The sequence below is a fragment of the Oceanisphaera psychrotolerans genome (assembly GCF_001870485.1).
GTDB lineage: Bacteria > Pseudomonadota > Gammaproteobacteria > Enterobacterales > Aeromonadaceae > Oceanimonas > Oceanimonas psychrotolerans.
In genome coordinates this window covers 17,156-41,077 of the sequence record NZ_MDKE01000003.1, presented here as the reverse complement: position 1 = coordinate 41,077, position 23,922 = coordinate 17,156, and the positions used below count along the sequence as shown (strand labels likewise).

22 protein-coding genes, 1 tRNA gene and 2 pseudogenes are annotated in these 23,922 nt (G+C 58.2%); 18 read left to right on the top strand and 7 right to left on the bottom strand.

The window, feature by feature from the left end; genetic code table 11:
- Positions 1-131: 131 nt before the first annotated feature.
- Positions 132-254: a hypothetical protein gene (locus tag BFR47_RS18930; protein WP_281245920.1), complete on the bottom strand. Its 123-nt coding sequence runs from the start codon at positions 252-254 to the stop codon at positions 132-134.
- 271 nt (positions 255-525) lie between these two features.
- On the opposite strand from BFR47_RS18930, the gene BFR47_RS01180 reads away from it, so the two are divergent.
- The 4 genes from BFR47_RS01180 to lpxM all read left to right on the top strand — a co-directional run bounded on the left by BFR47_RS01180 (position 526) and on the right by lpxM (position 4,264).
- On the top strand, positions 526-2,004 hold the full coding sequence (locus BFR47_RS01180) for a sodium-dependent transporter (RefSeq protein ID WP_071471366.1): 1,479 nt from the start codon (positions 526-528) through the stop codon (positions 2,002-2,004).
- The gene (locus tag BFR47_RS17675; RefSeq protein WP_139215073.1) at positions 2,001-2,102 is read left to right on the top strand and encodes a MetS family NSS transporter small subunit; all 102 of its coding nucleotides are present in this window, start codon (positions 2,001-2,003) and stop codon (positions 2,100-2,102) included. The genes BFR47_RS01180 and BFR47_RS17675 overlap by 4 nt, the downstream gene beginning before the upstream one ends.
- A 365-nt stretch (positions 2,103-2,467) precedes the next feature.
- Entirely contained in the window at positions 2,468-3,241 is a 774-nt protein-coding gene (locus tag BFR47_RS01175) for a DUF3025 domain-containing protein (protein WP_071471365.1), read from the top strand.
- A gap of 54 nt (positions 3,242-3,295) precedes the next feature.
- Entirely contained in the window at positions 3,296-4,264 is a 969-nt protein-coding gene (gene lpxM / locus BFR47_RS01170; RefSeq protein WP_071471364.1) for a lauroyl-Kdo(2)-lipid IV(A) myristoyltransferase, read from the top strand.
- Between the two features lie 160 nt (positions 4,265-4,424).
- Here the strand turns inward: lpxM and BFR47_RS01165 are convergent.
- The 3 genes and pseudogenes from BFR47_RS01165 to BFR47_RS01155 all read right to left on the bottom strand — a co-directional run bounded on the left by BFR47_RS01165 (position 4,425) and on the right by BFR47_RS01155 (position 7,511).
- Positions 4,425-5,215, bottom strand: a pseudogene (locus tag BFR47_RS01165) (sulfite exporter TauE/SafE family protein).
- Positions 5,216-5,565: 350 nt separating this feature from the next.
- The gene (locus BFR47_RS01160) at positions 5,566-6,435 is read right to left on the bottom strand and encodes a flagellar protein MotY (protein WP_139215072.1); all 870 of its coding nucleotides are present in this window, start codon (positions 6,433-6,435) and stop codon (positions 5,566-5,568) included.
- Between the two features lie 53 nt (positions 6,436-6,488).
- A complete protein-coding gene (locus BFR47_RS01155) occupies positions 6,489-7,511 on the bottom strand; it encodes an adenosine deaminase (protein WP_071471362.1) in 1,023 nt (340 codons plus the stop codon).
- Between the two features lie 268 nt (positions 7,512-7,779).
- Between BFR47_RS01155 and mtgA the strand changes: the two genes are divergently transcribed.
- The 3 genes from mtgA (at position 7,780) to BFR47_RS01140 (ending at position 10,906) form a co-directional block, all read left to right on the top strand.
- Entirely contained in the window at positions 7,780-8,454 is a 675-nt protein-coding gene (gene mtgA / locus BFR47_RS01150; protein WP_071471361.1) for a monofunctional biosynthetic peptidoglycan transglycosylase, read from the top strand.
- A gap of 104 nt (positions 8,455-8,558) precedes the next feature.
- Positions 8,559-9,311 carry an HAD-IIA family hydrolase gene (locus BFR47_RS01145; protein ID WP_071471360.1) on the top strand — a complete coding sequence of 251 codons (753 nt, stop codon included), beginning with the start codon at positions 8,559-8,561 and terminating at the stop codon, positions 9,309-9,311.
- 23 nt (positions 9,312-9,334) lie between these two features.
- Entirely contained in the window at positions 9,335-10,906 is a 1,572-nt protein-coding gene (locus BFR47_RS01140) for a cation:proton antiporter family protein (protein ID WP_071471359.1), read from the top strand.
- A gap of 51 nt (positions 10,907-10,957) precedes the next feature.
- Here BFR47_RS01140 and BFR47_RS01135 read toward each other — a convergent pair whose 3' ends face one another.
- Entirely contained in the window at positions 10,958-11,359 is a 402-nt protein-coding gene (locus tag BFR47_RS01135) for a phosphate-starvation-inducible protein PsiE (RefSeq protein ID WP_071471358.1), read from the bottom strand.
- A gap of 322 nt (positions 11,360-11,681) precedes the next feature.
- Here BFR47_RS01135 and BFR47_RS01130 point away from each other — a divergent pair, with 322 nt between their 5' ends.
- Genes BFR47_RS01130 through BFR47_RS18395 form a run of 3 tightly spaced genes read left to right on the top strand, consistent with a single transcriptional unit; the run spans position 11,682 to position 14,033 of the window.
- On the top strand, positions 11,682-13,166 hold the full coding sequence (locus BFR47_RS01130) for a SulP family inorganic anion transporter (RefSeq protein WP_071471357.1): 1,485 nt from the start codon (positions 11,682-11,684) through the stop codon (positions 13,164-13,166).
- Between the two features lie 13 nt (positions 13,167-13,179).
- On the top strand, positions 13,180-13,833 hold the full coding sequence (locus BFR47_RS01125; RefSeq protein WP_245748743.1) for a universal stress protein: 654 nt from the start codon (positions 13,180-13,182) through the stop codon (positions 13,831-13,833).
- Entirely contained in the window at positions 13,770-14,033 is a 264-nt protein-coding gene (locus BFR47_RS18395; RefSeq protein ID WP_245748742.1) for a universal stress protein, read from the top strand. Before BFR47_RS01125 ends, BFR47_RS18395 begins: the two co-directional genes overlap by 64 nt.
- A gap of 102 nt (positions 14,034-14,135) precedes the next feature.
- Here the strand turns inward: BFR47_RS18395 and BFR47_RS01120 are convergent, their stop codons facing one another.
- Entirely contained in the window at positions 14,136-15,728 is a 1,593-nt protein-coding gene (locus tag BFR47_RS01120; RefSeq protein ID WP_071471356.1) for an ABC-F family ATPase, read from the bottom strand.
- Positions 15,729-16,117: 389 nt separating this feature from the next.
- On the opposite strand from BFR47_RS01120, the gene cysQ reads away from it, so the two are divergent.
- Positions 16,118-16,924, top strand: a complete 807-nt coding sequence (cysQ, locus tag BFR47_RS01115; protein ID WP_071471409.1) for a 3'(2'),5'-bisphosphate nucleotidase CysQ — start codon at positions 16,118-16,120, stop codon at positions 16,922-16,924.
- A 250-nt stretch (positions 16,925-17,174) separates the two neighbouring features.
- Here the strand turns inward: cysQ and BFR47_RS01110 are convergent, their stop codons facing one another.
- Entirely contained in the window at positions 17,175-18,035 is an 861-nt protein-coding gene (locus BFR47_RS01110) for a universal stress protein (protein WP_071471355.1), read from the bottom strand.
- 266 nt (positions 18,036-18,301) lie between these two features.
- Between BFR47_RS01110 and BFR47_RS01105 the strand changes: the two genes are divergently transcribed.
- From BFR47_RS01105 to rsxB, 7 genes and pseudogenes are all read left to right on the top strand, one after another.
- Positions 18,302-18,730 carry a YbjN domain-containing protein gene (locus BFR47_RS01105; protein ID WP_071471354.1) on the top strand — a complete coding sequence of 143 codons (429 nt, stop codon included), beginning with the start codon at positions 18,302-18,304 and terminating at the stop codon, positions 18,728-18,730.
- 309 nt (positions 18,731-19,039) lie between these two features.
- Positions 19,040-19,127 (top strand) — tRNA-Ser (locus BFR47_RS01100).
- 287 nt (positions 19,128-19,414) lie between these two features.
- Positions 19,415-19,972: a 2OG-Fe(II) oxygenase gene (locus tag BFR47_RS01095; RefSeq protein ID WP_083398961.1), complete on the top strand. Its 558-nt coding sequence runs from the start codon at positions 19,415-19,417 to the stop codon at positions 19,970-19,972.
- A 173-nt stretch (positions 19,973-20,145) separates the two neighbouring features.
- Positions 20,146-21,809 (top strand): annotated as a pseudogene (gene asnB / locus BFR47_RS01090) (asparagine synthase B).
- Positions 21,810-21,957: 148 nt separating this feature from the next.
- Positions 21,958-22,692 carry a sulfite exporter TauE/SafE family protein gene (locus tag BFR47_RS01080; RefSeq protein WP_083398956.1) on the top strand — a complete coding sequence of 245 codons (735 nt, stop codon included), beginning with the start codon at positions 21,958-21,960 and terminating at the stop codon, positions 22,690-22,692.
- Positions 22,693-22,784: 92 nt separating this feature from the next.
- On the top strand, positions 22,785-23,366 hold the full coding sequence (gene rsxA, locus BFR47_RS01075) for an electron transport complex subunit RsxA (RefSeq protein ID WP_071471351.1): 582 nt from the start codon (positions 22,785-22,787) through the stop codon (positions 23,364-23,366).
- 1 nt (position 23,367) lies between these two features.
- A complete protein-coding gene (rsxB, locus tag BFR47_RS01070; protein WP_071471350.1) occupies positions 23,368-23,922 on the top strand; it encodes an electron transport complex subunit RsxB in 555 nt (184 codons plus the stop codon).

The following is a 23,922-nucleotide window of genomic DNA, read 5'->3' as shown; positions in this document are numbered from 1 at the left end:
CCGGATCAACCCACTTTTATTCGATCACAGCATTAGCTTTTATAATAGGTTAACGACGGACAGAGACGGATAAACAATGCATTATCACTGGCTTAACAGGCTCTGCTCACACCCGGCTCACCGCTCTGCCATTAAAAAACCGCAATAAAACATAAAGCAGCATCAAAGCCTGCTTTTTTATTCAGAACCTTAAAAATAACACCTTGTTTTTCAATCGCTTTGCTGACAGCCAACGCATAAACACCGAACAGCACCCACTGCTGCCGAACCGGAGCCTTAACGACGATTATTCTTAAAATGCAAAAAACACAGATAAACCAGCAATGAGGGAATAATCAAAACATCACACTGCATTAACAATAAAAAATAACAAGAATAACCAAAAAAAACTGACTCAACCCTTGGTTATAGGGCAAATATACGCCAGACCGGCAAGCAGGCGCGTTGATTTTATGGCGGCGCCTCCCTACTCTGCGCTCCGTTTGTTTATCCTTAACATCTGATACGTCCTGATTTGGAGTCCTTATGAAACGAGAACAATGGGGTTCTCGCACCGGCTTTATCCTCGCCGCCGTCGGCTCTGCCGTCGGCCTGGGTAACATCTGGCGCTTCCCTTACATGGCTTATGAGAATGGCGGCGGTGCCTTTTTCATTCCTTACCTGTTTGCCATGCTGACCGCGGGCATTCCCTTCATGATCCTGGAGTTTACCCTGGGTCACAAATACCGCTCCGGCGCCCCCAAGACCCTGAAAGCCCTCAACAACCGTTTCGAGTGGCTGGGCTGGTTTCAGGTCATGATCTCGGCCATCATCGCCTTCTATTATGTGGTGGTGATCGCCTGGGCCATTTCCTATGCCTATTTTGCCTTCACCCAGGCCTGGGGCGAAGACAGCAACGGCTTCTTCTTCGGTGAGTTTCTGGGCCTGGCCGACGGCAGTGCACCGTCCAACCTGGGTGGCCTGCAATGGCACCTGTTGCTGCCGCTGTGCCTGGCCTGGGCCGCCAGCTTTTTCGCCACCTACCGGGGCGTGAAAGGCGGTATCGAAAAGGTCAACAAGGTATTGATGCCGCTGCTGTTTGTGATGGTATTGCTGCTGATTGGCCGCATCGTATTCCTGCCCGGCGCGCTGAACGGCATCAACTGGCTGCTGGAGCCCGACTTCAGCAAGATCTGGGATCTCAAGGTATGGTCTGCCGCCTACGGTCAGATTTTCTTCACCCTGAGTGTCGGCTTTGCCATCATGCTGTCCTACGCCAGCTATCTGCCGGAAAAATCCGACATCAACAACAACGCCTTCATGACGGTACTGATGAACTGCGGCTTCTCCATGCTGGCCGGCATCATGATCTTCGGTGCCCTCGGCTACATGGCCAACGCCCAGGACAAGGAACTGACCGAAGTGGTGAGCTCCGGCGTCGGCCTGGCCTTCGTGACCCTGCCCACCGCCATCAACCTGCTGCCCGCCCCCGGCGTGATGGGACCGCTGTTCTTCCTGGCGCTGGTGTTTGCCGGCATCAGCTCCCACATCTCCATCTCCGAAGCCGTCACCACCGGCCTGATGGACAAGCTGGGCTGGAGCCGCCAGAAAACTGCCACCATTTTCTGCTCTACCGGCCTGGTAGTCAGCCTGCTGTTCATCACCCAGGGTGGCCTGCTGCTACTGGATCTGGTGGACTATTTCATCAACAACATCGCCCTGCTCGGTTCCTGCCTGCTGGAACTGTTGCTGGTCGGCTGGCTGTGCCGGCTGGAAGACTTCCGTGGCCATGCCAACCGGCTGTCCGAGTTCACCATCGGCGCCTGGTGGACCATCTGCATCCGCTTTGTGTCCATCGGTATTCTGGTGGTGATCCTGTTCAACAACATTCTGGGTGCCTTCCGCGAAAACTACGGCGGCTACTCCAATAATGAAGTGACCTTCATCGGCTGGGGCATGATTGCACTGATGCTGGTGGTCGCCATCATCATCAACGCCAGCAGCAAGAAGGAGACCACCGTATGAGCACCGGAGCCATCATCATGATGCTGATCGGACTCGGCATCACCTGGGGCGGCGCCGCCCTCTGCATTCGCCGGGCGATGAAGTCCAAAGCAAAATAACGCACCAAGGCAGCCGAGAGGCTGCCTTTTTTCAGCCTTGTGTCATGCCAATCCCGCAGTTCAGAGACAACACAGTTGTCTCCGCCGACACGCTGTAAATACATCCGTGTACGCTCAGCCGCTTCATCCCTGAAGCGGACGGTCGGCCGAGGCAATCTCTGTTGTCTCTTCTTGAATACCGAGTTGCCTGCTGACGTCGCTAAAAGGCAGCGCCGGAGCATCACTGGCACGTCGGAGGAGCGGGCCCTTTGGCCGATGTACAGGCTACCAGCAAACCATTTCATACACTTGAACTCGCCCCCGAAGGTGATCTCGGCCCCGACTAGGGGTATCCTTGCGCGTTTTCATCCATGCAGGTAGTCATAATGGACTGGGATCCCCATGTTACCGGGCGTAATGCCGTGCTGGCGCAGCTGGCCGGCCTGGTCGACATCACCACGCCGCGGTGGCCGACCCTGGCCGAGCTGAACCAGGCTCTGGCCGCCAATTTGCCGGTGCGTTTTATCGATGAGGGCCATTTTGCCGAGCTGAACTGTTACTACGAGCAGGCGGTGGCCCAGTGCATGGTACCGACCCGCAGCGCCAACTGGCATGACTTGTTCGGTGCCGTGATCTGGGCGCTGTTTCCCCGTACCAAGGCGTTGCTCAACCGGCTGCACATGGCCGATATCGCCAGCGTCGGACTCGGCACGCGCACGCCACGGCGCGACCGGATCACCCACTTCGACGAATGCGGCCTGGTACTGGCGGTAAAGGATAAAACAGAGGCAGAACACTGGCTGCGGGAACACGACTGGCAACGGCTATTTTTGAGCGAACGTCACCGCTGGGGAAAAGACTGGCAACCCTTTGTCTTCGGCCATGCCTTGTACGAGCAGGCACTGGCGCCCTTTATCGGCATGACCGGTAAATGCGTGGTGCTGGAGCTGGACAGTACCTTCTTTACATTGCCCGCAACCCGACGTTATCCGCTGCTGGATGCCCGGCTGGCGGCCCACCTCGAACAGGATGCGTTGTTCGACCGGCCGCGCCCGCTGTTGCCACTGCCGTTGCTGGGCATCCCCGACTGGTGGCCGGCCAATGACGACCCTGCCTTTTACCAGAACCGGGATTACTTCCGCCCCCGGCGTAACAGGTGATTTCACTCGGTTTTTTTCTTACACTTGCCGCCTTGTCATCGAAAGGAAGTTGTTATGTCCGGGTCCGATCCTGTTTATGACCTTGAATTCAAACGTCATTATCTGCACCCCAGATACTGGCCAACCTGGCTGTCCATCGGTTTGCTGTGGCTGCTGGCCTGGTTGCCGGTGCGAGTGCGCGATGCCGTCGCCGGTGCTCTTGCGCCCTTGCTGGTGAGGCTTGCCAAGAAACAGTGCTATATCGCCCGAACCAATATCCGGCTGTGTTTTCCCGAGCTGCCCGACCATGACGTCGAGCAGATGCTACTGGACTCCATTCGTACCGGGCTGATGACCTTCATGGGTTATGGCGAGTGGACCGCTCGCAGCCGTGACTATCTGCAAGGCCGTTTCGTGATTCAGGGGCAGGAACACCTGGATGCCTGCCTGGCGGCAGACGAAAAAATCATCTTCATGATCCCCCACACCTGGGCCATCGACGCCGGCGGCCTTTATCTCACCTCGCTGGGCCTGCCCATGTGCACCATGATGCACAGCGCCAAGAACGAGGTGTTTGACTGGTTCATCAACCGCCAGCGGGCACGGTTCGACGGCATCGTCTACGAACGCGACGCGGGCATCAAGGCGGTGATCAAGACCATCAAGAACGGCAAGCATTTCTTCTATCTGCCGGATCAGGATCACGGTCGGGAAGCCAGCCTCTTCGTGCCCTTTTTTGCCGAGCTCAAGGCTACCCTGCCGGCCTTGCCCAAGCTGGTAAAACTCACCGGTGCCAGGGTAATACCGGTGCTCAGCGTCTACAACGCCAAACAGCATCGCTACGAGCTGATCATTCGCCCCGCCATGGCGCCCTACCCCACTGCCGACATCACCGCCGATACCCGGGCGATGAACGCGGAAATAGAAGCCCTGCTCGGGGAATGGCCCGAGCAGTACATGTGGTTCCTGAAATACTTTCAGACCCAGATCGACAGTGACAAGGGCCGTTACGAGGCGGGAATCCGGGAGATCAGGAAACGATGAGCTGGCTGGAATACCTGCTGCTGATTGCCACCGGCCTGCTGGTGATGTGGCTGGTGGCCCGTATCGATGACTGGCTGATCGCCAGGGAACATGAGGAGTGAGGGATAAAACGTGGGGAGGCAAGCGTTCCCTTTCTCCTCACGCTTCACCCTCACCCTCTTCAGCCCGGGAAAAGCAGGAACTTGGCGCCGACCAGCAGTAAAAATACCGCAAAGGCACGTTTTAGTACCGGGGCCGACAGCTTGTGCGCCAGTATGGCGCCGAAACGGGCGAAGGGCATGCTGGCCAGGCTGATGCCGATCATCGCCGGCAGGTAGACATAACCCCAGGCTTCGTCCGGCAAGCCTGATGTGCCATGCCGTGTACCACGTAGCTGAGCGCCCCGACCAGCGCGATGGGAAAGCCGCACACCGACGATACCGCCACCGCCCGCTGCATGGGCACCGAACACCAGCTGAGAAACGGCACCGTCAGCGAGCCACCGCCGATACCGAAAATACCCGAGGCCCAGCCGATAATGCCGCCCACCGCCACCTGCACCGGCTTGCCGGGCAGCCGGGCGCCGCCCTTGGGTGCCAGACCAAACAACATCTGCGCCGCCATCAGCCAGGCGAACAAACCAATCAGACGCTGCAACAGAGGGCCAGAGAGCTTGTCGGCGGTATAACCGCCCAGCCAGGCCCCCACCACGATACCGACGGACAGCAACGCCGCCAGACGCCAGTCGATGGCTCGGCGACCATGGTGGGTATGAATGGCGCTCAACGAAGTGAACATGATGGTGGCCAGCGAGGTCCCCACCGCCATGTGGGTCACCAGATCACCGCCGATCCCCTGCAATTTAAAGCTGATAATCAGCACCGGCACGATAATGAGCCCACCGCCCACACCAAACAATCCGGCCAGGGTGCCGGCAAAGGCCCCCAGAGCCAGATACATCAACCAGATCATATTGAATCCCTAAAAAGACAAAGGCCATAAACTACCTAAGGCGGCGCGAAAAACCAACCGGCATCGGCGCCAACCGACGATTTAACCACTCCTCAGTCCAGCAGCTCGATTTCCAGCAGCACTACTTCGCGACTGCTGTCCTTGAGCAAGTGATACTTGTCACCCTCCCCTGGGGTATTCGAGCTGGGTGATGGCTGCAACGGGCTGGCGGGGAGAAGATCCGGGGGCTTGTGACATGAGCAACTCTCATGTTGGCCTTGATTAATGGAACGAGGAATCATACGGGGTCGAACGAGTCACTTCCATGGCCTGGATCGAGTTATGACAACCTCTTTGCCAACCATGATGCCTTACAGTCGATCACGGCCCAGACTGATCACCACCCGGCGGTTGGTGTCTCGCCCTTCCGGAGTATGGTTGTCTGCGACGGGACGACGCTCGCCATGACCTTCCAGACTGATGGCCCCCTCGGGAAGCCCCAGTGCCATGAACTGTTCCTTGATGGCCTCGGCCCGGCGCACCGACAACTGCTTGTTGTGGTAGGCGGTCCCAAAACTGTCGGTATAGGTATTGATCACCACTTCACCGATATTGGGATCGGCCTTCACATAGTCGGCAATCATCGCCAGTCGCTGGCTGGAATGGGCAGTTAACTCATCGTTGTTGTTGACGTAATTGAGCACGCTGAAGGCAATATCCTCGAAGCTGTAGGGCAACAGGTTGGCCTGACAGTCGAGAAAGGCGGCGTAACGGGCACGAAAGTTGACCGAGGACAACCCGACACCGGTCGTCTGGTCATTACGATACCAGTCATCGAAATAAAAGGTCGGCCAGCGCCCTTCGCTCAGTTCATCCAGCATCACCCAGGCCGACTGTTGCTCGACCATGGCATCGAACTGCTGATAAAACGTCACCTTGGTCAGGTGACGCGACGTCCGCCCCGGCTGCCATTGCGGCGGCTCGCTCTTCAGCGCGGCCGACTGGGTGCGCGCCATCGCCTTCAGCGGGGTGAGCGCAAACACCAGGTTGATGTTTTTGGACGCCCGGCTGATAAAGGCGCCGGCGCCAAAGCCGGGAATGGGATGCTCCAGCCGGCACTCCACCGCCGAGTCGGAGGTGAGCCGCCACAAAGACTGTTCCATATTCGCCATATAGGTCCGAGGCTGAGCCCAGGTGCCGGTGCACAGGGTCAACCCTGCAACTAGAAAGATAATGCGCACGTCAGCTCTCCTGTTCATCGTTACGCATGTTATCGGCACCTTCGGCCAACTCTTTAGTGCTGCAGTGCGATACCGGCCTGCTCACCGTAATCCCTGATTTCTCGCGTCAGCACCGCTTTTTCTTCCGGCGACAGCCAGCAGGCTTCAACCCCGTTGAGCGCCAGTTGCAACAATTCCTCATTGCTGGCTCCCAGCCCCTGTTGCAGCGCCTCAAAATTGGCATTCATGTAGCCGCCAAAATAGGCCGGATCATCGGAGTTGACGGTGACGCACAGTCCCGCGTGCAGCAGCTGGAGCATGGGGTGCTCGGCCATGCTCTTTATGACGTTCAGTTTGAGGTTGGACAAGGGGCACACGGTAAGGGGAATACGTTCCTGGGCCAGCCGGGCCATCAATGGCGGATCGGTAATGGCCGCCACCCCGTGATCGATACGCTCGACCTGCAGAATATCCAGCGCATCACGAATATAGCCGGCCGGCCCTTCTTCACCGGCATGGGCCACCAGCCGATATCCCTGTTCCCGGGCGGCGGCATAAACCTGACTGAACTTGGTCGGCGGATTGCCCTTTTCCGCCGAGTCGAGGCCGATGCCCGACAGTTGTTGACGGAAGGGTTCGGCATGATGCAGGGTCTCGAAGGCCTCCGCTTCCGACAGATGACGCAGAAACGACATGATCAGGCGACTGGTCAGCCCCCACTGCTGCCGGGCCTGCTCCAGCGCCCGATGAATGCCGCTCACCACCGCGGCCAGGGGCACACCACGCCCGGTATGGGCCTGGGGGTCGAAAAAGATCTCCACGTGGCGTACCCGGTCGGCATAGGCCCGCACAAGATAAGCCCAGGTCAGATCGAAAAAATCCTGCTCGGTCAGCAAGACCTGCATGCCCTGATAGTACACATCGAGAAAAGACTGCAGGTCTGCAAACTGGTAGGCCGCCTTGAGGGCGCTTTCATCCTGGTAATCGAGGGTGATACCATTGCGCCTGGCCAGAGCAAACACCATTTCCGGCTCCAGGGTTCCCTCTATATGCAGGTGCAGCTCCACCTTGGGCAATTCACTGATAAACGTGGACATGGCGTTTCTCCGCTATTTAAAAACCGCTTGTTGATGAACCGGTGACTGATGAACTGTTCGCTTGTTAACCGACTGTTTATCAACCGATAAGTGACGAGTCGGTGGTTGAAGCGAGCTCCGAAAACCCATTAGGTTAAAGATAACAAAATTTCGGTCACGACAGTCGCCCAAAAATAACCGAAAGGTCAAAAACATGCCTCACCCGGGCCAACATCCGCTCATTCATCGCTGATACGCCCGACAACATCACCATGGGAACGCCCGAACGATGCTTTCTTTTTTAAAACGCTGTTTCCGCTGGTTGCTGGGCCTGCTGATCCTGGCCCCGCTACTGCTGACCCTGCTGTATCGTTACGTGCCGGTGCCGGTCACCCCGCTGATGGTGATCCGCCTGTTTGAAGGTGAATCCCTGTCCAAAGACTGGCAACCCTCTTCCCGCCTTTCCGGCCACCTGAAAATGGCGGTGATTGCGGCCGAAGACAATAAGTTTTGTCGCCACCGGGGCTTCGACTGGGATGCCTTTGCCGATGTATTCAGCGAATTCCGCCATCAGGGCCGGTTGCGCGGCGGCAGCACCATTACCATGCAAACCGCCAAAAACCTGTACCTGTGGCCGGGCCGCAGTGTCACCCGCAAGGTGCTGGAAGCGATTTACACCCCCATGCTGGAACTGATCTTGCCGAAAGACCGCATCCTGACCCTGTATCTGAACATCGCCGAGTTTGGCCCCGGTATCTACGGTGCCGAGGCGGCGGCCAACGCCTACTTCAATACCTCCGCCGACCGGCTCACTCGCCACCAGGCCGCCCTGCTCGCCGCCGTACTGCCCAATCCCCGGGTGTATCATGCCAGCCGACCATCGACCTACGTCCAGCGGCGAGCCACCACCATTGGGCAACGCATGAATCAGCTCGGTCCCCTGCTCGGCTGCGTGGATAGGTAATAAAACGGTGACGCTGGTCATCAATTTGTCATAGCTGCGCTGACAGTAGAAAAAGACCGGAGCTCGCTCCGGCCTACCAGATACGGGTTTCAAGGAGAGCATGAGTGGACAAGAAAAACCTGATTTGCGATATCGACGGCGTCATTCTGCATAACAACGACCTGATTCCGGGCGCCGACAGCTTTGTGCGCCGGGTACTGGAGCAAGACATCAACCTGCTGTTTCTCACCAATTACCCGGCTCAGACCCCCCGGGATCTGCAAAACCGCTTCTATTCTGCCGGCATCGAAGTACCGGAAAGCTGTTTTTATACCTCGGCCATGGCCACCGCCGATTTTCTCAAACGCCAGAGTGGCGAAAAAGCCTATGTCATCGGTGAAGGCGCCCTGATCCACGAGTTGTACAAGGCCGGCTTTACCATTACCGATATCGACCCCGACTTCGTGGTGGTGGGTGAAACCCGCAACTACAACTGGAGCATGATCCAGATGGCGGCCCGCTTCGTGTCCGAGGGAGCCCGTTTTATTGCTACCAATCCGGATACCCATGGCCCGCACATGCACCCGGCCTGCGGTGCGCTCTGCGCCCCCATCGAACGCATGACCGGCAAGAAGCCGTTTTATGTCGGCAAACCCAGCGCCTGGATAGTACGGGCCGCGCTCAATCACATGGATGCCCACTCGGAAAACACCCTGATCGTCGGTGACAACCTGCGCACCGATATTCTGGCCGGCTTTCAGGCCGGGCTCGAAACGGTACTGGTGCTGACCGGCGTCAGTCAGGTCGCGGACATTGACAAAATGCCGTTCCGTCCGCAGCATGTTTATTCATCCGTCGCCGATATCGACCTGTTCTGACTCAGTAATAATAAGAAGCACTAATGGATCCCATTTTTATCGCTATTGCCTTTGGCTGCGGCCTGGCTGTTTATCTGGTTAACCTTCCCCCCCTGATTGGTTTTCTGGCCGCGGGCTTCGTGCTCAACGCCATGGGTTATGAAAGCAATGCCACCCTCGATACCCTCGCCAACCTGGGGGTCACGCTGCTGCTGTTCAGCATCGGACTCAAGCTGGACATCAAGACCCTGCTGAAAAAAGAAGTCTGGGGCACGGCCACCGGCCATATTATTTTTTCGACCCTGCTGTTTACCCTGGTGTTACTGGCGATAAAAACCATCGGCTTCAGCCTGGCACTGGAGCTGGAATGGCGCCAGGCCATGCTGATGGGCTTTGCGCTCAGTTTTTCCAGTACCGTCTTTGCGGTCAAGGTGCTGGAAGAGCGCAGTGACATGAACACCTTCTATGGTCGTATCGCCATCGGCGTGCTGGTCATGCAGGACCTGTTCGCGGTGGCCTTTTTAACCGTCTCCAGCGGCAAGGTTCCCAGCCCCTGGGCGCTGGGCCTGCTGGTGCTGCTGCCGTTGCTGCGGCCGCTGTTTTTCAGGGTACTGGAGCGCAGCGGTCACGGCGAGCTGCAAACCCTGTTTGCGGTGTTTCTGGCGCTGGTGGTGGGCGTGGGTGGCTTCGAACTGGTCGGGCTCAAGGGCGATCTGGGGGCACTGGTCATCGGCATGATGCTGGCCTCCCATTACAGCGCCTCGTCGCTGGCCAAGTCCCTGTTCAACATGAAAGAGCTGTTTCTGGTGGCGTTTTTCCTGAGCATCGGCCTCAACGGCATGCCCACCATCGACGCCCTGTGGATTGCGGCCATACTGCTGCTGGTGATGCCGCTGAAAAGCCTGCTGTACTTCCTGTTTTACAAACGCTGCGGCCTGCGCATCCGTACCTCGTTGCTGGCCACCTTCAGTCTGACCAACTATTCGGAGTTCGGCCTCATCGTTGCCGCCCTGGCGGCCAAGCAGGGCCTGCTCAGCAACGACTGGGTGATTGTCGCCTCCATCGCACTGGCGGTGTCCTTCATGGTGTCGGCCCCCCTGAACGCCGAAAATGAAAACATCTATCGCCGCTTGATGAGTCGCTTCCAACCCAGGGAAACACTGCATCTGCACCCGGACGACATGCCCATTCAGCTAGGTGATGTCAAGGTGCTGATTATCGGGATGGGCCGTATCGGCCAGGGCGCCTACATGGAGCTGGAACAACGTTATCCGGGCCAGTTGCTGGGTATCGACAGCGACAAGAAAAAGATCCGGCTATTGCAGGAGCTGAACATCAATGCCCTGGAAGGCGACGCATCGGACTCGGATTTCTGGGACAAGACCAATATCAGCGAACAGCTGGAATATATCTTCCTGGCCATGCCGAACCATGCGGGTAACCTCTACGCCCTGGAGCAGATCCGTCATAACCACTTCAAAGGCAAGGTGGCGGCCATTATCTGCTACCCGGAAGAAGGCGCCCAGCTCAGAGACATGGGCGCGGACGATATCTTCAATATCTACGAAGAGGCCGGCAGCGGTTTTGCCCGCCACGTCATAGAAAGCACCGGCTAACCGCAAGCAAGACCGGGCCGAGCGGTTACCTGCCCGGCCCTTCGCTTCATGTCAGTGTCCGCTCTCACCCTTGTCATAGGGGTAATGGATATGACCGAAACGAATCACCAAAATGGTGATGGCCAGCACCAAAGCGGCGCCTGCCACCGTGATCAAACGCCAGCTGTCCATGCCCTTCATGTCCAGGATCAGGTAACGTGCCAGTGCCACTATGGAGATATACAGCGGGATCCGGATCGGCAGCTTGCCGGACTGCAGATAAATGGCCACCATGGCCAGCACTTCCAGATAGATGAACATCAGCAGCAGATCCGCCAGGGTCACGGCCCGGGCCATCCACATGGTGTGCACTTCCATCCCTACCGCCACCAGCGTGGCAAGCGCCACCAGCAGCAGCCCTATATACTGCAAGCCATGCAGCAGTTGACTACTCAGAATCCTCATGTTGTACATATTACATCCCCTGATCTTGTGAAAACATTAGACTTTATAAAGCAAAAAGCGCACCAACTCTTTGATTTGGGCTCAATCTTGTTCCCGATGGCCTTAGTATCTATAATACCGGCTCTGAGAATGACAAAGCTTATAAAAATTAATTATTTATGACATTTATGAATAAAGTGATTACGCCGCCCTAGCCCTGTCGTTGTCATGTCCTGTGGCGTCCCGTATTCGCCGTTCTCTATATCTGCCCCTGTGTTTCGGCCGCTGCCGTCCGTTTATGCCGGGGTATGATCCACCGCCCCTATCTACCTGCAACCTTGGAACAACAATCATGCTGCCCAGTCTCAAGCAAACCTGGTTCTTCAACATAAGGGGAGACGTGCTCGCCGGCCTGGTGGTCGCCCTGGCGCTGATCCCGGAAGCCATTGCCTTCTCCATTATCGCCGGCGTCGACCCTAAAATCGGTCTCTATGCCTCCTTCAGCATGGCCGTGGTCATCGCCTTCGCCGGTGGCCGTCCGGGCATGATCTCCGCCGCCACCGGCGCCATGGCGCTGCTGATGGTGACCCTGGTCAGGGAACATGGCCTGCAATATCTGCTGGCCGCCACCCTGCTGTGCGGGGTACTGCAGATCCTCGCCGGCTATTTGCGCCTGGGTGAACTGATGCGCTTCGTGTCCCGCTCCGTGGTCACCGGCTTCGTCAACGCCCTCGCCATCCTGATCTTTCTGGCCCAGCTGCCCGAACTGACCAACGTCACCTGGCATGTCTATGCCATGACCGCCGCCGGCCTGGGCATCATCTACCTGTTGCCGCTGGTGCCGGTGGTGGGCAGGCTGCTGCCCTCCCCGCTGGTGTGCATTATCAGCCTGACCCTGGTTGCCATTGCCTTCGGTATCGATGTACGCACCGTGGGTGACATGGGCGAACTGCCGGACAGCCTGCCGGTATTCCTGTGGCCCGAGGTGCCGCTCAACCTCGAGACCCTGGCCATTATCTTCCCCTACTCGCTGTCGCTGGCGATCGTGGGTCTGCTCGAGTCGATGATGACCGCCACCATAGTGGACGATCTGACCGACACCAAGAGTGACAAGAACCGGGAATGCAAGGGCCAGGGGCTGGCCAACATTGCCACCGGTGCCCTGGGCGGCATGGCCGGTTGCGCCATGATTGGCCAGTCGGTGATCAACGTCAAATCCGGCGGCCGCGGCCGGCTTTCTACCCTGGTGGCGGGCGTGGTGCTGCTGATCATGGTGGTATTCCTCGGCCCCTGGGTCTCCCAGATCCCGATGGCGGCGCTGGTGGCGGTGATGATCATGGTCTCTATCGGTACCTTCAGCTGGAGTTCCATCATCAACCTGAAAGCCCATCCCGGCAGTTCCAGCGTGGTGATGATTGCCACCGTCGCCACCGTGGTATACAGCCACAATCTGGCTTATGGTGTGCTGGTGGGGGTACTGCTCAGCGCCCTGTTCTTCGCCAACAAGGTGGGGCAGATCCTGTATGTGGGCTCCGAAAAAGCCGACGACGGCACCCGGGAATACCGGGTGGTGGGTCAGGTGTTCTTTACCTCCGCCGAGCAGTTTGTCGCCGCCTTCGACTTCAAGGAAGTGGTCGGCCGGGTACGTATCGATCTGAGCCGGGCCCACTTCTGGGATATTACCGCCATCAGTGCCCTGGACAAGGTGATACTGACCTTCCGCCGGGACGGTACCGACGTCGACATCATCGGTCTGAATGAAGCCAGCGCCACCCTGGTGGATCGCTTTGCCGAGCACAACGATCCCAAGGCTGTCGAAAAGCTGATGGGCCACTAAGAGAGGAAATTGTATGACGACCAATGTAATGGCCTGTATCGACGGCTCCAGCCACGCCAGCGCGGTATGCGACTGCGCCAGCTGGGCCAGCCTGCGTCTCGAAGCACCACTGATCTTTCTGCATGTACAAGACAAGGAAAGCGCCCCGGTCAAAAGTGATTTCAGTGGCAGCATTGGCCTGGGCAGCCAGGAGCACCTGCTGGAACAACTGGCCGAGCTGGATGCCCGGCGCAGTAAACTGGCCGTGGAGCAGGGCCAGCTGATGCTCGAAGCGGCCCGGGACCGCGCCATGGTTGCCGGGGTGACGGCACCGACGACCTTGCAGCGCCACGGCGACCTGGTCGACACCCTGGTCGAATTCGAGCCCGATACCCGACTGCTGGTACTGGGCCGTCACGGCGAAGCGTCCGCTTCCCCCTTTGCTCATCTCGGCAGTCATGTCGAGCAGGTGATCCGCGCGCTGCATCGCCCCATTCTGGTGACTCAGGGTGAATTCAAGGCGCCACAAAAAGTCATGCTGGCGTTTGATGGCAGCGCCACCACCCGCAAGGGAGTGGAAATGCTGGCCCAGAGCCGCTGTTCAAGGGGCTTGAGCTGCATATCGTGCTGGTCGGGGCCGACACCGATGATCACCGGGAACAGCTCAAGTGGGCCTTTGATGTGCTGAACCAGTCCGGTATCGATGCCAGGACGCACATCGTGGCCGGTGACGTGGACCAGGTGCTGCCGGCGTATCAGCAGGAGCATGACATCGACATGATGGTCATGGGCGCCTACGGTCATTCCCGCATTCGCCAGCTGCTGGTCGGCAGTACCACCACCGCCATGATCGGTTCTGCCCGGGTACCGCTGCTGATCCTGCGCTAACACTTATCCCGCACTAAAAAAACCACCGGGGGCACATGGCCCCCGGTGGTTTTTCATATCTCAGTCCTGTCGTCCGGAAAACGTCGTTCTCCGTCCGTCGGGTTACGCCACGCCCTGCTCGCGCAGGTATTCTTCGTAGCTGCCGCTGAAGTTGCGGATACCGTTCTCGCTCAGCTCCAGGATGCGGGTGGCCAGCGAAGACACGAACTCCCGGTCGTGAGACACGAAGATCAGGGTGCCCTGATACATCTCCAGCGCCATGTTAAGCGACTCGATAGACTCCATATCCAGGTGGTTGGTGGGTTCATCCATCACCAGAATGTTGGGCTTTTGCAGCATCAGCTTGCCAAACAGCATGCGACCCTGTTCACCACCGGACAGTACGCCCACCTTTTTCTTGATGTCGTCCTGGCTGAACAGCAGACGACCCAGTACGCCGCGGATGGTCTGCTCGTCGTCGCCTTCCTGCTGCCACTGGCTCATCCAGTCGAACACCGTGATGTCCATGTCGAAGTCGGTAGCGTGATCCTGGGCGTAGTAACCGATGCTGGCGTTTTCCGACCACTTGAACTGACCGCTGCTGGGGGCCATTTCACCGACCAGGGTCTTGACCAGGGTGGATTTACCGATGCCGTTGGTACCCAGGATGGCGATGCGCTCGCCCACTTCCACCAGCATGTTCAGGTTCTTGAACAGCGGCGTCTCGCCATAGCCCTGAGCCAGCTGTTCCACTTCCAGTATGTTGCGATACAGTTTTTTCTCCTGCTCGAAACGGATGAAGGGATTCTGCCGGCTGGAGGCCTTCACTTCTTCCAGCTTGATTTTTTCGATCTGCTTGGCGCGGGAGGTGGCCTGACGGGCCTTGGAGGCGTTGGCGCTGAAACGGGCCACAAACGACTGCAGATCGGCAATCTGGGCCTTTTTCTTGGCGTTGTCGGACATCAGTCGCTCGCGGGCCTGGGTAGAGGCCAGCATGTAGTCGTCGTAGTTGCCCGGATAGACCCGCAGCTCGCCGTAGTCCAGATCCGCCATATGGGTACAGACGCTGTTCAGGAAGTGACGATCGTGCGAAATGATGATCATGGTGCTGTTGCGCTCGTTCAGCGCCCCTTCCAGCCAGCGGATGGTGTCGATGTCCAGGTTGTTGGTCGGTTCGTCGAGCAGCAGCACGTCCGGGTTGGAAAACAGCGCCTGCGCCAGCAGCACCCGCAGTTTCCAGCCCGGCGCCACTTCGCTCATGGGGCCAAAGTGCTGTTCGACCGCAATGCCCACGCCCAGCAACAGTTCACCGGCCCGTGCCTCGGCGGTGTAGCCATCGTACTCCGCCACCTTGCCTTCCAGCTCCGCCGCTCTCATGTAGTCGTCGTCGCTGGCTTCCAGGTTGGCGTAAATGGCGTCACGTTCCTGAATGGCGGCCCACAGCTCGCCATGTCCCATCATCACCACGTCCAGTACGCGCGCCTCTTCGTAGGCGAACTGATCCTGGCGCAGCTTGCCCAGCCGCTCGTTGACATCCAGGCTGACATTGCCGGCACTGGGCTCCAGATCGCCACCCAGGATCTTCATGAAGGTGGACTTGCCGCAACCGTTGGCGCCGATCAGGCCATAACGGTTGCCGTCACCGAATTTGACGGAGATATTTTCAAACAGCGGCTTGGCGCCGAATTGCATGGTGATGTTGTTGGTGGAAATCAAGAAGCAGACTCACAGTTAACGAAATGAAAAAGGCGCGATCGCCAGAGGGTGCCAAGGATACCGGCAGTGGGCCCAAAGTTCAAAGAGTGTGCAATATTAATGGCCATAAGGGCGCCAATTGGGTGGTTTTCAGCGGTAACAGGCGACTCTGCAGCATCAGGTGGACAAAGGGATCTGCTCCGCCGACCATCACATGACAGGGACGTCATGTGCTGAGCGTCACAAGGATGTGCCCGGAGCGGGTCGTCGGAGCGGGCTCTTTGTTCGGAATTGATATGATCATCGAATAAATCGATCATTTAATGGGATGGCTATGACTGCATAAAATAGGAATAAGCCGCGTTTTTTTATATCATATTGGCCTATTTCAAGGTCAGCCTATGGAGAGCATGGTGCACTCAGATTATATTACTGCCGCCCTGATTGCCGAGGTGGAAGCCATTGCCCGGGATGCGGGTGCCGCCATCATGGAGATTTATGGCAGGGAATTTTCCATCGAGGAAAAAGCCGATCATTCACCGCTGACCGAGGCCGATGCCGCCGCCCATCGGCTGATTGACGCGCGCCTGCATCGCCTGGCACTGGCATTGCCGGTACTGTCGGAGGAAGACACCGAACAGTTTGACGGCCCCGATGCACAGGGCCGTTACTGGCTGGTGGACCCGCTCGACGGTACCAAGGAATTCATCAAGCGTAACGGCGAGTTCACCGTCAATATCGCACTGATCGAGCAGGGCACGCCGGTACTGGGCGTGGTCTATGCCCCGGCGCTGGAGCTGTGCTACACCGCCGCCCGCGGCTTTGGCGCCAGCAAGACCGATGCCGAGGGCAATAAAACAGTGATTAACGTGGCCAGGCATCAACCCGGTACGCCCTGGCGGGTGGTGGGCAGTCGCTCCCACGCCGGTGACGCCATGCCACTGTTGCTGGAACAGCTGGGTGAGCACGAACTGGTGGCCATGGGCAGTTCGCTCAAGTTGTGCCTGGTGGCCGAAGGCGCCGCCGACGTCTATCCGCGGCTGGACCCCACCTCGCTGTGGGACACCGCCGCCGCCCATTGTGTGGCAGAGCAGGCCGGCGGCCGGGTGATCCGGCTCAACGGCCAGCCGCTCGGCTACGCCAATCCGCAGCAGTTGCTCAACCCCCATTTTCTGGTTGTGGGCAGCAGCAATCGGGACTGGCCAGCGTTATTTTAAAGAAATGAGCGGCGCGCACGAAGAGAGTGCCGGGATACCACCCCCGACACGCTTCGAGCAATATATGGACACCTCGTCCCTATGACGCTCAGCAAATGCCATCTGACCGCCAGGGATGGCGGGAATGCCGGAACGGCAGGAGCATTTTCCGGCCCTGGCATTTGACGGTCGGCTAAGGCAATTCCTGCGGCCCCTTCCATGACCCGCCGTTGTCTGTTGGGGTTACCAGTCAGACAACACCGTTGCTGACTTATCTCGCCACCAACACATCGCAGGGCAAGGTACTGAGGAAGCTGGTGGCCACGCTGCCGATCAGCAGCCGGCTGATCCCCTGACGTCCGTGCGTCCCCAACACCAGCAGTTGCGGACAATGCCGCTCCACCGCCTCGTTCAGACAGGCCTGTACACCGCCCGCCATGATCTCGGTGCGGATCCGGCTGTGGTCGTCCTCGGCCAGAAAATGGGCCATCTCGGTGTTGACCTCATTGCGGATACGCGTCTTCTGCTGCTCAATCATGGTGTCCATGTCCTGCTCATCGTGGTGCACGAAGCCGTTAAACGGCGGTTCGAAGACATGTACCAGCCGGATGTCTGCCTCCGGCGCCAGCCACAAACCGGCCTGCAACGCGTGGTGCGAACTGCGGGAAAAATCCGTTGCCGCCAGCACCTGCGCGTAAGCACCGGCAACGTCGGTACTGACCATCAGCAAGGGGATATCGCAATGGCGCAGCAATCGTTCGGCCGTGGTCCCGACAAAGAGATCCCGTAACGGCTCGATATGATGCCGCCCCACGATCAGCAGATCGGCCTTCAGCTCGGCAACTTTCTTGCCCAGGGTCCGGTAGGGTTTACCCATTAACACATGGCAGCCGCCCCGAGCCTTCAGCTCCTCGGGCAAGAGATCGAAAAAAACGGCCAGGGCGCTTTCCGCAGCCTTTTTCAGCCGGTGGCGCACCGAAATTTCCACCATGGGCTCATACAGGGTGAGTGCATCATCCACCACATGGACCAGGTGCAGGCTGGCCTTGAGCCGAACGGCAAGCTCAACGGCTCTTTTTACCACCAGCATCGAATCCTGTTCCAGATCGATAGCAGCAAGCAGCGTTTTCATGTCGACGTTCCTTGTATCGGAGATAAACAGTAACTCTGGTGACAACAACTATTGTGACAGTAGCAAAGGAAGCCCAAGATGGCTCCCTGGTGAACATATGATGAGCATTTCCGCTTTCGACGCCAAAATCAACCCCAGCCGGGCCTGGTTACCCGGGGACGGCGGTCGTATCCGGCTTTTGATGTTCCTCACCCAAGCTTTGGTTTACACTAGCCACCCTTCAAGCCCCACTTTCAGGAATATCAGTGTTAACAGCAGAAATCGCCATGCGCTGGCTAACCGCCGGCTACATCGACCATTACATCTGTGAAAACTGTCACGGCATCCACCTTTCCGAACTGCAGGGGCAGGACGGTGTACTGGAAAGCCGACTGTTCGTTGAACATGAAGATGCCATTCTCACCACCGAAATCGAGGTGCGCCCCACCGCCCTGCTGGCACTGGTGGCCGACCTTGGCCGGCTGAACATGAACTACCCCAGCCTGAAGGTGTTTGTCGATATCGTCGACGACAATCTGCCCCGCCTGATCGTGGCCGACTACCTGCACACCCAGGCCGGCATGGATCAGCCTCAGTTTCTGTGGATAGTGCAGCAAACCATGATGGCGACCCAGCAACTGCTGCTCGAAATCACCGAGCTCGGCTTCCTGATGCAGGACGACGAACCGCAGAAAACCCCCTCGGCTGTGCACTAAGCCCGCAACTTGCTCAGGCTTAAGCCAGTCGCACGCTTTTTTAGTGAAAAGCCTTGAACAAGCACCGGCAAGCCGTTAAATTACGCCCCGTTCCCAAGCGGGGCCGGTCAGGCAAGACCGTCACCAAACGCCGAATAGGGTGAAGGTAACATCCGCAACAAAATCCGGTAAAATCTGGTGAGGTGTCCGAGTGACTGCCCAAGGCGAAGCCTGAAAAAGGTCAAAAGCCACGGAGCGAGCTCCGTCAGTCCGAGGACATGAATCATCAGCAAGCACAGAGTGAAAACAACACTCTTTAATAAAATTTACGGTGAGGTGTCCGAGTGGCTGAAGGAGCACGCCTGGAAAGTGTGTATACGGCAACGTATCGAGGGTTCGAATCCCTCCCTCACCGCCACATAGAAACCCCGAGCAGCAATGCTCGGGGTTTTTTAATGTCTGCAACACCCCGGTTCGCCGCCCGCCCCTGCCCTAGCCTGACAAAGGGCGCTCCGAACAGTATTCTTACCTCTCACATGCAGTTTTTCTTTCTGGCTACCCGAGTCGCAATGGGTGTACATAGGCGCTCCTGATGGAGGCTTCGATGTGAATACGGTTGTACGGCTTGAACATGATTTTACCCGGATAGTGGATGCCATTGCCGGGCCCGGTATCGGGCTTTTTCCCGACTTTCTGGATGCCGACATGGTGGCGGCCCTGCGCCATGATCTGGCGACCCTGCCCCCCTGGGAGCTGACCCCCGCGGGCATTGGCCGCGAGCAGCGGCAACAGACCAATGAGCAGGTTCGTACCGATAAAACCCGCTGGCTGGACGGTGATACTCCGATACAGCGCCGTTATCTGGCGCTGATGGCCGATCTGCAGCAGCAACTGAATCGCCAGCTGTTTATGGGGCTGAAAGACTACGAGTGCCACTATGCGCTTTATCAGAACGGTGATTTTTACAAGAAGCACCTGGATGCCTTTCGCGGCCGCAGCAATCGTCGGCTCACCACGGTGCTCTACCTTAACGAAGACTGGCAAGCCACCGATGGCGGCGAGCTGCTGATCTACCCCCAGCGCAGCAAAACCGTCATGCACCGGGTCTTGCCACAGGCCGGCACCCTGGTGTGCTTTCTGTCGGAAGACTTTCCGCACGAGGTGCTGCCGGCATCGCGAGACAGGCTCAGCATTGCCGGCTGGTTTCGTATCGACGACCCGGTCGCACCGGCGAGTCGGCTGCAATCGACACCCGTTATATAATCGTCAAAATAAGGCGCATTTTTTTAGTCATTTAAAAAATAAAGCCACTTAATATCCCGATTTGAAATTCAAGTGGCTTTTTTTATCACTTTTCATCATTTTTGCTTTTCATCCCGGTGTCACTCTGCCAACCTGAGCCCATTCTCAAAAGGCAAGACATTAAGGAAGATCTCATGTGTTCTATTTTCGGCATTCTTGAACTCAAATCCGAACCCGCCGCCCTGCGCAGCAAAGCCCTGGAGCTGTCCAAGCTGCTGCGTCACCGCGGCCCTGACTGGTCCGGCGTTTACAGCAGTGATAACGCCATTCTGGTCCATGAACGGCTGGCTATCGTCGGTCTGGACAGCGGTGCCCAGCCACTGCTGAACCCGGCCAAGACCCATGCCCTGGCGGTGAACGGCGAGATCTACAACCATAAAGAGCTGGAAGCCACCCTGACCTGCGGGTTCGAGTTTCAGACCCAGTCCGACTGCGAGATCATCCTGGGTCTGTACCAGGAAAAAGGCCCCGAGTTCCTCGACGATCTGAACGGCATCTTCGCCTTCGTGTTGTACGATGAAGAGCAGGACGCCTACCTGATCGGCCGGGATCACATGGGTATCATCCCTCTCTATACCGGCCATGACGAAGACGGCAACTTCTATGTCGCTTCGGAAATGAAAGCCCTGACCCCGGTGTGCAAGACCATCGAGGAATTCCCTCCCGGCCACCTGCTGTACAGCAAGGAAGGCCAGCCACGCCAGTATTACAAGCGCGACTGGGAAAGCTATGACGCGGTCAAGGACAACACCTCCAGCGTGACCGAGCTGCACGACGCCCTGACCGCCGCGGTCAAGCGTCAGCTGATGTGCGACGTACCCTACGGCGTGCTGCTGTCCGGTGGCCTGGACTCCTCCGTGATCTCCGCCATCGCCAAGCAGTTTGCCTCACGCCGCATCGAGGACAACGAACAGTCCGAAGCCTGGTGGCCCCAGCTGCACTCCTTCGCCGTCGGCCTGGAAGGCGCACCGGATCTGGTGGCCGCCCGCAAGGTCGCCGACCATCTGGGCACCATTCACCACGAACTGCACTACACGGTACAGGAAGGCCTGGATGCCCTGCGCGAGGTGATCTATCACCTGGAAACCTATGATGTCACCACCATCCGCGCCTCTACCCCCATGTACCTGATGTCCCGCCGCATCAAGGCCATGGGCATCAAGATGGTGCTCTCCGGCGAGGGCTCCGACGAGCTGTTCGGTGGCTACCTGTATTTCCACAAGGCGCCCAACGCCCGGGAATTCCACGAAGAAACCGTGCGCAAGCTGCAGGCCCTGCACATGTTCGACTGCCTGCGCGCCAACAAGTCGATGGCGGCCTGGGGCGTCGAAGCCGCGTGCCTTTCCTCGACAAGGAATTCATGGACGTGGCCATGCGCCTCAACCCGGCCGACAAGATGTGCGGCAACGGCAAGATGGAAAAACACATTTTGCGTGAAGCCTTCAGCGATATGCTGCCCCACGAGGTCGCCTGGCGTCAGAAAGAGCAGTTCTCCGACGGTGTTGGCTATTCCTGGATCGACAGTCTCAAGGAAATGGTGGAAGCAGAAGTTACCGATCAGATGATGGCGACCGCGGCATTCCGCTTCCCGTTCAGCACCCCGACCACCAAGGAAGCCTATTATTACCGCTCGATCTTCGAGTCGCATTTCCCTCAGGAGTCTGCCGCCAAGTGCGTGCCTTCCGGCCCGTCAGTAGCCTGTTCTACCCCCACGGCACTGGAGTGGGACGAGCAGTGGAAAAACATGGCCGATCCGTCAGGCCGCGCGGTCAAGGGCGTACACAGCAAGTCCTACTAAACGAATAAACGGAGCGGCGGTGTGCCGCCGCTCCATTTCCCGCATGGTTCCAAATCCACAATATCTTTAACGCCAGCCCCCGGTTCCCTTCCTTCTCGCGCCGTCATTGGCGATAATGACGCCCATTTTGCACTTCCAAGGCCATGACATGCTGGAATCTCTCGAACTCGACCCTATGCTGCTACTGCTGGCGGCGCTGGCCTGCTTTGTCGGCGCCTATGTACAGACCGCCATCGGTTTTGGCATGGCTATTATTGCCGCCCCCATACTGTTTTACCTGAGCCCGGCACTGGTGCCCGCTCCGCTGATGCTGGTGCTGCTGGTGATGTGCCTGCTGAATGGCTGGCGCTTTCGCAAGGGACTGGAGCTCAACCTGCTGGCGCCGGCGCTGCTGGCCCGTATTCCCGGCTGTGCCCTGGGAGTCGTGCTGCTGGCGCTGGTCTCTCAACAATCGCTGGCCATTCTTATCGCCATTACCATCATGCTGGGGGTACTGGTTCGGCTGAAAGACATCGCCCTGCCGATGAACCGCACCAACCTCGCCATCGGTGGCTTTATGTCCGGCGTGATGGGTACCAGCACCACCATCGGCGGCCCACCCATGGTGCTGGTGTTGCACGGCGCCGACATACATCGTATTCGCGCCAACCTGGCCGGCTTCTTCGTGGTGTCCACCCTGATGTCGGTCGGCGCCCTGATCCTGGGTGGCTACCTTTCCCTGCATCACGTTAAACTGGCTCTGCCGCTGGTCCCCGCCACCTTTCTCGGCAACTGGGTGGCGGCCCGGACCCTGCATCTGGTCTCCCGTCCGGTGATGCACTACGGCTCTTTGCTGCTTTGTACCTTTGCCGTTATTGGCATGTTAATCAACACTTTTTCCTGATGCATGGCCTAAACCCACAGCATCTGTGGCATTGTTAAACGCGGCATAAAGTCCGATAATACCGGCCGTTATTTATTATCCGCCGAGTGATCATGTCTGAATACCTGCTGCTGTTTGTCGGCACCGTGCTGGTCAACAACTTCGTGCTGGTCAAGTTTCTCGGGCTCTGTCCCTTCATGGGCGTGTCCGGGAAACTCGAAACCGCCATCGGCATGGGCCTGGCCACCACCTTCGTGCTGACCCTGGCCGCCGCCTGCTCCTATCTGGTCAACCAGTATATTCTGCTGCCTTTAGACCTGCTGTATCTGCGTACCCTGTCGTTTATTCTGGTCATCGCCGTGGTAGTGCAATTCACCGAAATGGTGGTGCACAAGACCAGCCCCACCCTGTACCGGCTGCTGGGCATTTTTCTGCCGCTGATCACCACCAACTGCGCGGTGCTGGGTGTGGCGCTGCTCAACATCAACGAACAGCACAATTTCATGCAGAGTCTGGTATACGGCTTTGGCGCGGCGCTGGGCTTTTCGCTGGTGCTGGTGCTGTTTGCCGCCATGCGCGAGCGCCTGGCCGGGGCCGATGTGCCGGCTCCCTTCAGGGGCGCGGCGCTGGCAATGATCACCGCCGGCCTGATGTCACTGGCCTTCATGGGCTTTACCGGACTGGTCAAGTTGTAATATGAGCAATATTCTAATCGCCATCGCGGTGCTGGCCCTGCTGGCCCTGATCTTCGGCCTGATCCTGGGCTATGCCGCCGTCCGGTTCCGGGTGGAATCCGATCCCATCGTCGAGCAGCTGGACGAACTGCTGCCCCAGACCCAGTGTGGTCAGTGCGGCTATCCCGGCTGCAAGCCTTATGCGGAAGCCGTGGCCAACGGTGACGACATCAACAAGTGTGTGCCCGGTGGCGACGCCACCATGCGCAAGATCGCCGATCTGATGGGCGTCGAGCCCCAGGCCATGGGCGAGGAAGCCGCCGAGCCCGAGAAAAAGGTCGCCTTTATTCACGAAGACATGTGCATCGGCTGCACCAAGTGCATTCAGGCCTGCCCGGTGGATGCCATCGTCGGTGCCACCAAGGCGCTGCACACGGTGATTGCAGACGAATGCACCGGCTGCGATCTGTGCGTGGATCCCTGCCCCACCGATTGCATCGAGATGATTCCGCTCTCGGTCACCCCCGATAACTGGAAATGGCAACTGCCGCCCATCGCCATCAAGCAGGTAGATTAA

Coding starts and splice junctions, on each gene's coding strand:
- BFR47_RS01180 (WP_071471366.1), top strand. CDS start 526: ATGAAACGAGAACAATGGGGTTCTCGCACCGGCTTTATCCTCGCCGCC.
- BFR47_RS17675 (WP_139215073.1), top strand. CDS start 2,001: ATGAGCACCGGAGCCATCATCATGATGCTGATCGGACTCGGCATCACC.
- BFR47_RS01175 (WP_071471365.1), top strand. CDS start 2,468: ATGGACTGGGATCCCCATGTTACCGGGCGTAATGCCGTGCTGGCGCAG.
- lpxM (WP_071471364.1), top strand. CDS start 3,296: ATGTCCGGGTCCGATCCTGTTTATGACCTTGAATTCAAACGTCATTAT.
- BFR47_RS01155 (WP_071471362.1), bottom strand. CDS start 7,511: ATGTCCACGTTTATCAGTGAATTGCCCAAGGTGGAGCTGCACCTGCAT.
- mtgA (WP_071471361.1), top strand. CDS start 7,780: ATGCTTTCTTTTTTAAAACGCTGTTTCCGCTGGTTGCTGGGCCTGCTG.
- BFR47_RS01140 (WP_071471359.1), top strand. CDS start 9,335: ATGGATCCCATTTTTATCGCTATTGCCTTTGGCTGCGGCCTGGCTGTT.
- BFR47_RS01135 (WP_071471358.1), bottom strand. CDS start 11,359: ATGTACAACATGAGGATTCTGAGTAGTCAACTGCTGCATGGCTTGCAG.
- BFR47_RS01130 (WP_071471357.1), top strand. CDS start 11,682: ATGCTGCCCAGTCTCAAGCAAACCTGGTTCTTCAACATAAGGGGAGAC.
- BFR47_RS01125 (WP_245748743.1), top strand. CDS start 13,180: ATGACGACCAATGTAATGGCCTGTATCGACGGCTCCAGCCACGCCAGC.
- cysQ (WP_071471409.1), top strand. CDS start 16,118: ATGGTGCACTCAGATTATATTACTGCCGCCCTGATTGCCGAGGTGGAA.
- BFR47_RS01110 (WP_071471355.1), bottom strand. CDS start 18,035: ATGAAAACGCTGCTTGCTGCTATCGATCTGGAACAGGATTCGATGCTG.
- BFR47_RS01105 (WP_071471354.1), top strand. CDS start 18,302: ATGCGCTGGCTAACCGCCGGCTACATCGACCATTACATCTGTGAAAAC.
- BFR47_RS01095 (WP_083398961.1), top strand. CDS start 19,415: ATGGTGGCGGCCCTGCGCCATGATCTGGCGACCCTGCCCCCCTGGGAG.
- BFR47_RS01080 (WP_083398956.1), top strand. CDS start 21,958: ATGCTGGAATCTCTCGAACTCGACCCTATGCTGCTACTGCTGGCGGCG.
- rsxA (WP_071471351.1), top strand. CDS start 22,785: ATGTCTGAATACCTGCTGCTGTTTGTCGGCACCGTGCTGGTCAACAAC.
- rsxB (WP_071471350.1), top strand. CDS start 23,368: ATGAGCAATATTCTAATCGCCATCGCGGTGCTGGCCCTGCTGGCCCTG.